This window comes from Mesorhizobium sp., assembly GCF_005063415.1.
GTDB lineage: Bacteria > Pseudomonadota > Alphaproteobacteria > Rhizobiales > Rhizobiaceae > Mesorhizobium.
The window spans coordinates 5,691-17,451 of sequence record NZ_SUEG01000110.1 but is presented as its reverse complement, the minus strand read 5'-3'; the positions used below and the strand labels follow the sequence as shown (position 1 = coordinate 17,451).

The following is an 11,761-nucleotide window of genomic DNA, read 5'->3' as shown; positions in this document are numbered from 1 at the left end:
ACCTTGCCCGGCACGATGTTGCCGACATTGCCGCCATGGATCTGCGTGAGGCTGACGACGAGCGCGGTTTGCGGGTCGACCGAGCGGCTGACGATGCGCTGGACGGCTTGCACGAAGGCGCCGGCGGCCAGGATTGGGTCGTCGCCGAGCTGCGGCATCGCGGCATGCGCGCCAAGACCTTCGAAGGTCAGCTCGAAATTATCGACGGCCGCCATTTGCGGCCCGATGCGGGCGGCGATCGTCCCCAGCCTGACGCCCGGCCAGTTGTGTACCGCATAGACCGCCTCGACCGGAAAGCGCTTGAACAGGCCGTCCTCGATCATGCGCATGCTGCCGCCCTCGTTCTCCTCGGCCGGCTGAAAGATGAAAGTGACGGTGCCGTCGAAGGTGCGCGTCTCGCTGAGCAGTTTGGCGGCGCCGAGCAGCATCGCGGTGTGGCCGTCATGACCGCAGGCGTGCATCACGCCCTCTTGCCTCGAAGCATAGGGCAGGCCGGTTTTCTCCAGCACCGGAAGCGCATCCAGCTCGGCGCGAAGGCCGATGGCGCGCGCGCCGCCACCGCGGCGCAGGACACCGACGACGCCGGTGCCGCCGATCCCTTCATGCACCTCGTCGAGGCCGAAGGAGCGCAGTTTCTCTGCAACGAAACGCGCCGTTTCGTATTCATTGAATCCGAGCTCCGGATTGGCATGGATATGGTGCCGCCAACCTATGACCTCTGGTGTCAGCGCGGCGATGGGGTCATTATGCAGCATGATGCCTCCTTTCACGCCGACAAAGGCGGCGCGATTTGATCCTGCCAGGCATACAAGGCCGGACGAGAGGCGTCTTGAACCGGATTGACCATGGCAAGGACAAACGAAGCGGCAGAGACCGGGAAATACTGGCGGCATCCGTGCTTCCCCGACCTAGGCCTGTTCGAGGCGCGCTTCACCCGGCACCGCTACGAACTGCACACGCACCCGACCTATGTGATCGCCCTGATCACCTTCGGCTGCGAGCGGATTCGCATCGGCCGTCAAAGCGTTCTTGCTCCGGCAGGCGCCATTGCCGTCGTTAATCCAGAGGAGTGGCATGACGGCGAACGCGGCGCGGACGAAGGCTGGGCCTACCGGACGTTTTATCCTTCGGTGCCGCTGATGACCGCGCTTGCCCGCGAACTCGGCCGCGATGGCGCTCCGGCCTTTTCGCGCCCGACTATCCAAGACAGTGGTCTTGCTGCAGCGTTGGCGGCAGCACACCAGGGCTCAACATCCCCGGACACAATGACGGCCGAGACGTCCCTGCTCGTGGCACTGCGACGGCTGATCGTTCGGCATGGCGATTGGAACGGGCGTCCCGAGGAGCTCGAAAGCTCCAGTTCACGGCGAAGGTTTTCGCTCTACCGCGATCTTGTCGAAAGCGAGCTTGGCTCGCAGCTCGACCTCAAGCGGCTTGCCGGCGTGGCCGGCGTAACCCGGTTCCAGGTCATCCGCGACTTCAACAAGGCGATCGGCCTCACGCCGGCGGCCTATATCCGCGACCGGCGATTGCGCCGGGCGAGTGCGCTGATCGAACGGGGATTTGGCCTCGCCGACGCCGCCATCGCGGCAGGTTTCGCCGACCAGAGCCATCTGTCCCGTACATTCCGGGCTATGCATGGCATGACGCCAGGCATGTTCAGAAGAGCAGGATAGGCGCGCCTGAACAGACAAGCTTGCGCGCCAAAGCTTGCTGCGCAATGCTGACGCAGCTCGGGGGGAATCATGCGAAAAATCTTGGCATCGACGCTGCTACTCGCGGCAGTTCTATCCGCAACGGCTGCCCAGGCGCTGGACGCCAGCGAGACGCCGGTTGTCGTGACTCCGCTTGCCTCTCGCACCGAGACTGCGTCCGGCCAGCCGATCACGCTGCCGCAGAAGAACGTGCAGGTCCTGGTCTCGGCCTATCAGATCGCGCCGGGCGCCACCTTGCCGGTCCACAAGCATCCGTTTCCGCGCTATGCCTATGTCGAGGCCGGCACGCTTCAGGTGACCAATGTCGAGACCGGCAAGAGCAACACCTATCAAACAGGTGATTTCATCATCGAAATGATCGGGCAATGGCATCAAGCGACCAATGTCGGCGCCGATCCCGTCAAACTGCTGGTCATCGATCAGGTTGAAGAAGGCACCAAGAACACGGTATTGCGCCAGTAGCTGCGGTCGTCGGGCACTGCAGCAAGCAACGTCCGAATTCACTCCGCCGCTTTCGCCCGATCGGCACCGGCGGCCAGAACGGCGCGATCCCCCTCCTCGTACAACCGATGGATGGCAATGGCGTTGACGCGCCAGCCTTCCGGCGTCCGCACCAGCCGGTGGAGATAGCTGCCGCCGACCGTCCAGAACCGGCCGCCGATCCAGTGAGTTGCGCGGACATGGCTGCGTGCAACCGCGTCATTGCCCGCGCCTTCGACGGTGATGTTGGTGATGAGGTGCTGGGTGGCGTCGAAGCCCGGCAGCAGCCCTTGCCACAGGGCGATCAGCGCGTCGCGGTCGCTGGTTGTCGCCTCGCCGCCGAAAAGGCTGGTATAGTCGGTCGTGACGCGGGCCGCGAAATAGGATCTGACCCGGTTCCATTCACGCAGGTCGGCATAGAGGCCGATCCCGGCAACTGCCTCGGCGATTGCGATCCTGTCTTCGACCGTCAGCGCATCTCCCGATGCGCTCGAGGCGGGCGCCGAGACGGCGGAAATCATCGCAGCGGAAACCGCCGAGATCAGGACATGCCGGCGGGTGACGAAGCTCATTGTCCCGCCTCCCCCGCACTGCCCAGCGTCGCGCGGAAGTGCGCGGCGACGGCATCACTCGCCGCCGTTACCGGCCCGGCACGATCGTAGAAATCGAATTGAGTGACGCTGTCGAGCCACAGCTCCTGTTTGGAGCTCGTCAGCCGCGCGTAGAACTTGTGCGCACCCTGCGGAATGGCTGCTGCCTCGCTATGCACCATCAGAAAGGGCTGGTGCAGGCGCGGGGCAGCCTGGATGGCGTCGAACCTCAGCCAGCCGCGCCAGAAGGCCGGATCGGCCTCGTTGCGCCAGGCCGGGAGCATGCCGCGATCGGGCTCGGTGTAATAGGGCATCTTGAACATGATTGCGCGCTCGTCGGTCAGGCTCGCGGCGGGCAGAAACGCCTGTTTGCCGGTGCGGCGATATTCCGCCTCTGCCGCATTGCTCGCGGCCTCGAGCCTGGCGACACCGTGCCTGCCGCCATAGGTCTGCTCCACCACTTCGGCATCCTGCAACCAGGGCGCAACGAGGGCGACCGACTTGATCGCGGCGTTTTCGGCCGCGGCGGTGACCATGTAGCCGGAGCTGGCGCAAATGCCGAGCCCCCCGATGCGGTCCTGATCGGCTTCGGGCCGGCTCGCGAGATAGGCGACCGCTGCTTCGATGTCGGCGATCTTGGCCTTAGGATCCTCGTACTGGCGGCGTATGCCGCCGCTTTCGCCCCAACCGCGAAAATCGAAGGTCAAGGCGACGAAGCCACGATCGGCCATCTCGCGGGCGTAGCGGGCTGGCATCTGTTCCTTCACCGTCATCCAGGCGCCGGTCACGACCAGCGCGGGCCGAGGTTTCGCCGTGCCGAGATCGTCGGGCAGATAAAGTTCGCCGACGAGCTGCTCACCATGCGAGGAGAATGTGACGCGCTCGACGCGCGGTGCGGCGGCGGCATTGGAGGCGGCGAGTGTCACGGCGGTTGCTGCAGCAAGTGTCAAGGTTTTAAGCATCGCAAGTCTCCTTTGGATTGGAGCGAGAAGCGCCGCGCGTTGCGAGAAAGACCGCCGTCTCAGCGCTCGCCAGCCAGTCGGCCGGGCAATGGCGTCAGCGGGTAGTGCGCCCAGTAGAATGCGTCCGACTGATACATGTCGGTCAAAAAATTCTGTGCCTCGGCGATCTTGCCGTCCTTGATGCGGAACATCAGCGCGTACAGCTGGTCGATCTCGGGACCTGAGCCGACATTCGACCAGCCGCGATGGACGTCGACGACGAGGTCGCCTTGCGCCTGGAAGAAGATCGGCTCGGCCTTGAATTTGCCGTCGGCCAGGCCGCGGAAGAAGGCGACCACCTCGTCCGGCCCGCGCTTGTCGCCGGCGAGCGGATGATGACCGGGAATGCGCCACACGATGTGGGGCGCGAGGAAGGGCCGCACGGCCTCGGGATTGCCGGTCGCGTAAGCTGCGTAATAGTCCTTGATGAGTTGGATGTTGCCGTCCTCCAGCGGCCCGGCATTCGCCGGGGCGGCAGACACCGCCAGAAGAGCGCCGGCGGCGAGTGAAGCGAGCCTGGTCATCGGTCCTGTCTCCTTGCCAGTTCGAGCCGTCGCAACAGCGAGGCCGTTCGTCGGATCCAACATGAGGCCTTTTGTTCACCGGAAAAACCAGTAGAGTTCGACAGGGCTATTTGGAAAAACCTTACAATGCGTCTCGACCAATTCAGCGGTATCGTCGCCTTCGTAAAAGTTGCGGAGGCCAGGAGCTTCACCCGCGCCGCAGCCGAGCTCGGCGTCGCTCCGGCCTCGTTGAGCGAGGCGGTCAAGGGGCTCGAGGAGCGCCTGGGGGTGCGGCTGCTCAACCGCACGACCCGCAGCGTTGGCTTGACCGAAACCGGTGCCCAATACCTCGATCATGTGCGCCCGGCAGCCGAAGATATCCGGGCGGCTGGTGCGGCACTGCGCGAGGCCCGCGACCGTCCCGCCGGCACGCTGCGCCTCAGCCTGCCCTGGATCGCCGCCCCACTGCTGATCGAGCCGCTGATGCGGCCGTTCATGGATGCTTATCCCGAAGTGCGGCTTAGCCTGACCTTCGACGACAGCTTCGTCGACATCGCCGCCGAGGGCTTCGACGCCGGCCTGCGCATCGGCGAGCTTATCGAGAAAGATATGATCGGCGCGCGCCTGGGCGGGCCCCTGCAGATGGTCGTGGTCGGCAGCCCCGATTATCTGGCACGCAACGGCACGCCGAAGCTGCCGGCCGACCTCGCCGCCCATCGCTGCATCGCATTCGCTCTCACCCGCACCCGCACGATTTCGCCCTGGGAGTTCATCGTGGAGGGACGTGAAGTCGCATTCACACCGGACGCATGTCTGGTCGTGAACACGCTTCCGCTGTGCATTAATGCCGCCGCGCAGGGGCTTGGCCTCGCCTTCGCGGTCGAGGGCCTCGCCGCGCCGCTTGTTGCCTCAGGCGCGCTGGTCAAGGTGCTGGAGCCTTTCTGTCCCGCTTACGAGCCGCTCCACCTCTATTATCCCAGCCGCCGCCTCGTACCGCCGAAGCTGCGGGCCTTCATCGACTTCGTGCGCGCGAATTCTCACAAGCTGCGGATCTGATGTGGCTTTTCGAGAACCCGGCCCGTTCAGCCCCAGGCGCCGACCATCTGCCTGGTGGTTGCGTTGAGCCGGTTGAATGCGTTGATCAGGGCAATCTGGACGACCAGGGCGGCAAGCGCCTTTTCATCATAGTGCCGGGCTGCCTCGTCCCAGACCGCATCCGGCACCGGATCCGGCCGGTCGGCCAACCGGGTTGCCGCCTCTGTCAGCGCCAGCGCGGCGCGTTCGGCGTCGGTGAAGTAAGGTGTTTCCCGCCAGGCGGACACGGTGAAGACGCGCTCATCCTTTTCGCCGGCCTTCTTCAATTCGCGCGCATGCATATCGACGCAGAGGCTGCATCCGTTGATCTGGCTGGCGCGCAAATGGACGAGCTTGCGCGTCACATAGGACAGGTCGGCCGTTTCCGTCGACTTGTCCAGCGCCAGCAGCGCCTGCAGGGCGCCGGGAATGAGCATCACCGGGTTTTTCAATCGTGCTTGCATAGTGGTCTCCTTCGGGCGTGTTTTCTCAAGCCCGGACGACGAACATCCGGGGTCTCGATACTTCTTGGTTCTGTCAGTTCGCCGGCCGCCGCGTTGCGGCAAGGCGAGCGCCGGGATCTTCAGGTTTGCGAGACAGTGACCCGCTCAAGCCGCTCGAGAATGCGCGGCCAACCGCTTCCCATGCCGATGTAGCCGCGCTCGTCCTCGGACCGGAACCCGGAATGCTCCATGCGCACCCGCGTCGCCGTACCTTCGGGCATCAACGACCATGTCACCACGGTCTTCAGACCGCTGTCGGATTCGGTGCCGTCACCCCAGCTGTAGGCGAGCAGGCGTGGCGGCTCGACCTTCAGCACCTCGCAGTTCGTCACGCCGGACCAGCCAGGCACCGGCGTCGCGCGAAAGGTAAAGCGATGGCCTTGCTCAGGCGCAAAGTCGTTCTCCATCAGCCATTCGGCAACCAGATGCGGCACGGTCAGTGCGCGCCATATCTTTTCAGCCGCATGCGGGATCAGACGCTCGACGACAATGGATTTGGTTTCGATTGTAGTTGCTTCAGTCATGACTTCGGACCCGTTGTTTGCGGTTTGGCTGGGCTATTCAACAACGCTCTCTCCATGAGAACCAATAACCCACCAGCTATGAGTTACGTATAACGCTTAAGTTATGAATGTGTCAAGCGGCGGAATGGCAGGCGCGCCCGCAAGCGCATTGAGCCAACACTTCCGGCTTTCATCGCACCAGACCCGATGCTACCGCTGGCCAGCTGAAATCATCGACGGATCGCCCATGACCGAGACCGAACGCCCTCGCCTCCCGCTGATCGAGATCTGCGTCGAAGGCATAGACGGCCTACTGGCCGCGCAAGCCGCAGGCGCCGACCGTGCCGAGCTCTGCGCCAGCTTGGTAGAGGGTGGCATCACGCCGAGCTTCGGCACGGTGCGCACGGCGCTCGAGCTGGCGACGATCCCGTTCCACGTCATCGTGCGGCCGCGCGGCGGCGATTTTCTCTATAGCGAAGCCGAATACCGTTCGATGCTCGCCGATGTCCGCGCGCTTGCCGAGCTCGGCGTCGCCGGTGTCGTCGTCGGCTGCCTCGCTGCCGACGGCACGATCGATGAGCAGCGCATGAGCGAACTGGCGCAGGCGGCGGGAAGCTTGAACGTCACCTGCCATCGCGCCTTCGACATGACCCGCGATCCGACAGAGGCGCTGGAGGCGTTAATCCGCTGCAAGGTCGGCCGCGTACTGACCAGCGGCCAGCGCGACACGGCACTGGAAGACGCGGACCTGCTCGCCGATCTTGTCAGGCAGGCCGGCGACCGTATCATCATCCTCGGCTGTGGCGGGCTCGCCCCCGAGAACATCGCTGAGGTGCGGAGGAAAACCGGATTGGGCGAAATGCACTTCGCCGCGCTCAAGGACGTGCCGAGCGCCATGCGCTACCGCAACCCGAAAGTCGGCATGGGCGGCACCAACCTCGACCGCGAATACCGCAACACCGTGACCGACGAGGCGATGGTGGCGGCAACCATCGCCGCTGCCCGGACATGATGCCGGATGACAGAAGAAAACATGATTGAAACGCATTTCCCGATCGAGCACGTCTCGCCGCGTGATGAGCCCGCCATCCTCGCGCTCAACAACGAGCATGCTGCCGAATTGTCGTGGCTGGAACCCGAGCGCCTGTCCTTCCTGCTCGGCGAAGCGTTTTACACGCGCCGCATCGGCACGCTCGAAGCCTTCATCATGACCTTCGACCAGGACGCCAGCTACGACAGCCCGAACTTCCTGTGGTTTCGCCAGCGCTATCCGCGGTTCGTCTATGTCGATCGTGTCGTGGTCGACGCCAAAGCGCGCGGCCGCGGCCATGCCCGCCGGCTGTATGAGGATCTGTTCGAGCAGGCGTCACGCGCCGGCCAGGCGATCATCACCTGCGAAGTCAATGCCGAACCACCCAATCCGGCCTCGGACGCCTTCCATACCGCACTCGGCTTTGTGGAAGTGGGCGACGCGGTAATCCACGGCGGCAAGAAAGCCGTGCGGTATTATGCAAGACGGATCGCCGGCTGAACGGCGGGCGCTATTCACCCTACCAATTGCGGTTCAGCCAGGAGCGGGCCGGCTTTTCGACGATATAGTAGCTGCACAGCGCGCAAGCGAACGCCGCCGCCAGCATCAGCCACGGCGAACTGCCTTGTATGTCGACGAATTGGTAAAAGGGCTGCTGCCAAAGATAGAGCGAATACGACCACAGCCCCAGCATCGTCATCGGCCGGGAGGATAGAAATCCGGTCAGGTACCGGCTGCTGAAGTCGAGCGAGTTGACGGCGAGCGCCAAGAGCGGCACCGCGACCAGATAGTGGATCGGGGTTGGCACGGCAGCCATGAAAAGGAGCACAGCCACGACTGAGGCCGCCAGGGCGACATGCGGCCCCTTGAGCAGCGCCGGCAGCCTGTCGTCGGCCTGGAGCAGGCATATCACCGCCGACAGCAGGATCGAGGCGATGTGCACGTCGGTACGCCAATAGGTGCCCTCGTAACCGATTGCGAGCACCCAGTAGGAACTGGCGCCGTTTGCCATGGCCAGCACCGACAATGCGCCGAGCAGCACGATGACCCGGGACCGCCCCGAGACAACAACGCTGATCAGCGCCAGGATGATATAGGCATGCTCTTCGACGCAGAGCGACCAGATGTGGTCGAGCGCGCCGGCGCGGGTGACGAGAATTCCGGCATAGTTGTAGGTGAACGTCAGCGCCGTCAGCGCCGCCTTCCACTTGAAGGCGACGAACGTGCCGGTCAAGGCAACCATCGCGGCGACGACAAAAACCAGCAGTGCCGGATAGATGCGAGAGAATCGGCGCTTGAAGAATTTCTTCAGCGGATAGTATTCGACAAACAGGATCTCGGCCATCAGCCGGCCGCTGAGCACGAAGAAGAATTCGACGCCCACGACGCCGAGATTGATGCCGGGAACGGGAAAGAAATGGCCGATCAGCACCAGCTCGATCGACAGGCCGCGCCAGCCGTCGAGATAGGCAAGCCTGGTTCTTGCCGAGCTGTCGGCGACAGGCCTGGACACGACAAGACGCGTCGCGGAGATGTCCGTCATGCCGGTCCCTTCATTGAACCTGCGAAAGGCGGGCCGGAGGCCGCATTCCTCTAGCTATATTGCAGCGCACCAGAACTTTGTGCAAGTGCGAGATAAGGACACGCCCGAAGTACGGGACGCACAAAAAGGGGCCAATAAGTCCCCTTCCCAAAACCGACGGTCTGCAGTCTCAGGCGTTGGCGGCAGCCGCCGCCATCGCGGTGCGATGTCGCCTTCCGTCCGTGAGCGGCTGCGCGGACGCCGTCAAACGGCAGAAACTTCAAATCCATCATGTTGGCGCATTGCCAAAGCGCCGCTTCAAGACAACAATGACCTCGACGCCGGCGCGCCAGACGCGCACAAAAAAAGCGTCGGAGGAAATGGAGGAGGAAGCCGCTGGCCAAGTCACGGACCCGCTATGCATGCGGCCTTTCGGTACTCACCACCGACGAATCTGACGCGGATGCGTTCGCCCGGGCGGTGGCAGCGGAAGCAGTGGCCATCGACGCCGGGTTTGCCCTCCTGTTTTTCTCGCAGCGTCTCATAGAGGCCGTCGCCCTGTCGGAAGCGCTGAAGACCCACGCGCCGGCGTTCCACTATGCCGGCTGCTCGACGGCCGGTGAGATAACGCCCAAAGGGCTGGAGGAAGGCCAGATCCTGGCTATGCTGTTTCCCTCCGCATCGTTTTCGGCAGCCAGCACCATGGTCGAAAATCTGTCCTCATCGGGCATGGACGGGATTACCGGCGAAGTCGAGGCGCTGAGACGTTCGTTACGCGAGCGCCTCGGGCACGAGCGAGCCGACACCACTTTCGCGCTCTGCTTGATCGACGGGCTGTCCTATGCCGAAGAAGCGGTGACCTCCGCCATCCATTGGGGGCTCGACGATATTCCACTGATCGGCGGGTCGGCTGGCGATGATTTGAAATTCGAGACAACGCGGCTGATCTCGAACGGCAAAGTGACCTCCGACAGCGCCATCATCGTGCTGATCACCACGGAAATTCCTTTCCACGTGTTCAAAACCGACAATTTCGTTCCCACCGACGAGAAGCTGGTGGTGACGGCATCCGATCCCGACCACCGCATCGTGCGCGAATTCAACGCCACCAATGCCGCCGAGGAATATGCCGCCTCCGTCGGCGTCGTCGCGCAGATGCTGACGCCACTGAGTTTTGCCTCGCACCCGGTGGTGGTGAAAGTGGGCGGCGAATTTTACTGCCGCTCAATCCAGAAGATGCACGCGGACGGCTCGCTGTCGTTCTTCTGCGCCATCGACGATGGTGTCGTGCTTGCCGTCGCCCAGCCCAAGGACATGGTCGAGGCGACCCGCGCCGCGCTCAGCGACGTCAGCCAAAGGCTTGGCGGCATCGACCTGATCCTCGGCTTCGACTGCGTGCTGCGCCGGCTCGACGCGCGCAACCGCCAAGTCTATCGCGAGATTTCGGAACTCTACAAGGTCAACAACGTCCTCGGCTTCGGCACCTATGGCGAACAGTACCGTTCGATGCATCTGAACCAAACCTTCACCGGCATCGCCTTCGGTGAACGCAACGCGGCCGAAGCGGCGGAGTAGGAAATCCGGGATGCCGCTCAGGAACATCGACGACCTGGAAAGGCTGAAGAAGATCAACGCCGCGCTGATCAGCCGCGTCGAGCGTTCCATGGACCAGCAAGGCAATGCCTTTTCGCTGTTCCAGACCGCCATTTCGCTCGAGAGCCGGGTGCGCAGCCGCACCGAAGAGCTGCATTCGACCTTGCGCCGGCTGGAGCAGTCGAACATCGACTTGAACGCGGCCAAGGAAAACGCCGAGCTGGCGAACCTGTCCAAGACCAGGTTCCTGGCGGCCGCCAGCCACGACGTGCTGCAGCCGCTGAACGCCGCGCATCTGTCGGTCTCGGCGCTTGCCGAAGTACAGACCAGCGAGGAAGGCAGAAACCTGGTCCGCCAGGTCGAGCGATCGCTGGAGACGATGGAGGACCTGCTCCGCACCTTGCTCGACATTTCCAAGCTCGATGCCGGCGTCGTGCAACCCGACGTCACCGATGTCAGCCTGGAGACGCTGTTTTCGTCTCTGCGCTCGGATTTTCAGCCGGTTGCGGAGATGAAGGGGCTGACGCTGAAGTTCCGGCCGGTCAATGCGCTCGTACGTTCGGACCGAACCTTACTGCGCCGCATCCTGCAGAACATCCTGTCTAATGCACTGCGCTATACCCGCTCGGGCGGCGTGTTGGTCGGCACCAGGCATCGCGGCGACACGATCCGCATTGACGTCGCCGATACCGGCTGCGGCATCCCCGACGACCAGCGCGAGGCGGTGTTTGAGGAATTCCATCGCGGCGCGATCCCGACGGATGCCGGGCTTGCCGCCGGCGGGCTGGGGTTGGGGCTGGCCATCGTGCGCCGCATCGCCGCGGCACTCGGCCATCCCGTCACGTTTTCGTCGAAGGTCGGACATGGCACGATTTTCCATATCGACGTTCCGGTCGGGATCGGCGACACAGCCGATCCAATCGCCAGCACCGCCGAAATGGAGCGGCCGCGCGGCTACGGCCTGTTCGGCACAAAGGTGCTGCTGGTCGAGAACGACATCGACGTGCTGCAGGCGATGACCTCCCTGCTCGAGCGCTGGCAATGCCTGGTGCGCCCCGCCACCTCGACCGGTGACGCGCTCGACATGCTTGGCGATACCGACTGGTTGCCAGATATTGTCATAGCCGACCAGCATCTCGACCGCGGCGACCTCGGCACCACCACAATCGCCGAGGTCCGTGATTATCTCGGTCGCGCCGTGCCGGCGCTCATCGTCACCGCCGACGGCTCGGAAACAGTCGCCAAGG

Annotated in this window: 14 protein-coding genes; 7 read left to right on the top strand and 7 right to left on the bottom strand. The window is 63.7% G+C overall.

Going from position 1 to position 11,761, the window contains the following annotated elements; genetic code table 11:
• On the bottom strand, positions 1-755 hold a 755-nt coding region (locus tag E5W70_RS23620; protein ID WP_292662986.1), incomplete at its 3' end, for an amidohydrolase.
• Between the two features lie 90 nt (positions 756-845).
• Between E5W70_RS23620 and E5W70_RS23615 the strand changes: the two genes are divergently transcribed.
• Positions 846-1,676, top strand: coding sequence for an AraC family ligand binding domain-containing protein (locus E5W70_RS23615; RefSeq protein ID WP_292662984.1), 831 nt, complete (start codon positions 846-848; stop codon positions 1,674-1,676).
• A gap of 69 nt (positions 1,677-1,745) precedes the next feature.
• A complete protein-coding gene (locus tag E5W70_RS23610) occupies positions 1,746-2,177 on the top strand; it encodes a cupin domain-containing protein (protein WP_292662982.1) in 432 nt (143 codons plus the stop codon).
• A 38-nt stretch (positions 2,178-2,215) separates the two neighbouring features.
• On the opposite strand, the gene E5W70_RS23605 is transcribed toward E5W70_RS23610, so the two are convergent.
• Genes E5W70_RS23605 through E5W70_RS23595 form a run of 3 tightly spaced genes read right to left on the bottom strand, consistent with a single transcriptional unit; the run spans position 2,216 to position 4,310 of the window.
• Positions 2,216-2,767, bottom strand: a complete 552-nt coding sequence (locus tag E5W70_RS23605; protein ID WP_292662980.1) for a nuclear transport factor 2 family protein — start codon at positions 2,765-2,767, stop codon at positions 2,216-2,218.
• Complete coding sequence (locus E5W70_RS23600; RefSeq protein ID WP_292662977.1) at positions 2,764-3,747, bottom strand: CocE/NonD family hydrolase; 984 nt, start codon at positions 3,745-3,747, stop codon at positions 2,764-2,766. Before E5W70_RS23600 ends, E5W70_RS23605 begins: the two co-directional genes overlap by 4 nt.
• A 59-nt stretch (positions 3,748-3,806) precedes the next feature.
• On the bottom strand, positions 3,807-4,310 hold the full coding sequence (locus E5W70_RS23595; protein WP_292662975.1) for a nuclear transport factor 2 family protein: 504 nt from the start codon (positions 4,308-4,310) through the stop codon (positions 3,807-3,809).
• A gap of 126 nt (positions 4,311-4,436) precedes the next feature.
• On the opposite strand from E5W70_RS23595, the gene E5W70_RS23590 reads away from it, so the two are divergent.
• Positions 4,437-5,345 (top strand): LysR family transcriptional regulator, encoded by a 909-nt coding sequence (locus E5W70_RS23590; RefSeq protein ID WP_292662973.1) that lies wholly within the window; start codon positions 4,437-4,439, stop codon positions 5,343-5,345.
• Between the two features lie 26 nt (positions 5,346-5,371).
• Here E5W70_RS23590 and E5W70_RS23585 read toward each other — a convergent pair whose 3' ends face one another.
• Positions 5,372-5,827 (bottom strand): carboxymuconolactone decarboxylase family protein, encoded by a 456-nt coding sequence (locus E5W70_RS23585; RefSeq protein ID WP_292662971.1) that lies wholly within the window; start codon positions 5,825-5,827, stop codon positions 5,372-5,374.
• Between the two features lie 119 nt (positions 5,828-5,946).
• On the bottom strand, positions 5,947-6,390 hold the full coding sequence (locus E5W70_RS23580) for an SRPBCC domain-containing protein (protein ID WP_292662969.1): 444 nt from the start codon (positions 6,388-6,390) through the stop codon (positions 5,947-5,949).
• 226 nt (positions 6,391-6,616) lie between these two features.
• Between E5W70_RS23580 and E5W70_RS23575 the strand changes: the two genes are divergently transcribed.
• Together E5W70_RS23575 and E5W70_RS23570 are read left to right on the top strand one after the other, a co-directional pair.
• A complete protein-coding gene (locus E5W70_RS23575) occupies positions 6,617-7,381 on the top strand; it encodes a copper homeostasis protein CutC (protein ID WP_292662967.1) in 765 nt (254 codons plus the stop codon).
• Positions 7,382-7,402: 21 nt separating this feature from the next.
• Positions 7,403-7,900 carry a GNAT family N-acetyltransferase gene (locus E5W70_RS23570; protein ID WP_292662965.1) on the top strand — a complete coding sequence of 166 codons (498 nt, stop codon included), beginning with the start codon at positions 7,403-7,405 and terminating at the stop codon, positions 7,898-7,900.
• Between the two features lie 19 nt (positions 7,901-7,919).
• Here the strand turns inward: E5W70_RS23570 and E5W70_RS23565 are convergent, their stop codons facing one another.
• Positions 7,920-8,942 (bottom strand): acyltransferase, encoded by a 1,023-nt coding sequence (locus tag E5W70_RS23565; RefSeq protein WP_292662963.1) that lies wholly within the window; start codon positions 8,940-8,942, stop codon positions 7,920-7,922.
• A gap of 474 nt (positions 8,943-9,416) precedes the next feature.
• Between E5W70_RS23565 and E5W70_RS23560 the strand changes: the two genes are divergently transcribed.
• Both E5W70_RS23560 and E5W70_RS23555 read left to right on the top strand, forming a co-directional pair.
• Positions 9,417-10,496 carry an FIST signal transduction protein gene (locus E5W70_RS23560; RefSeq protein WP_292662962.1) on the top strand — a complete coding sequence of 360 codons (1,080 nt, stop codon included), beginning with the start codon at positions 9,417-9,419 and terminating at the stop codon, positions 10,494-10,496.
• 10 nt (positions 10,497-10,506) lie between these two features.
• Positions 10,507-11,761, top strand: a 1,255-nt coding sequence (locus E5W70_RS23555) for a hybrid sensor histidine kinase/response regulator (protein WP_292662960.1), incomplete at its 3' end; no start/stop codon positions are given.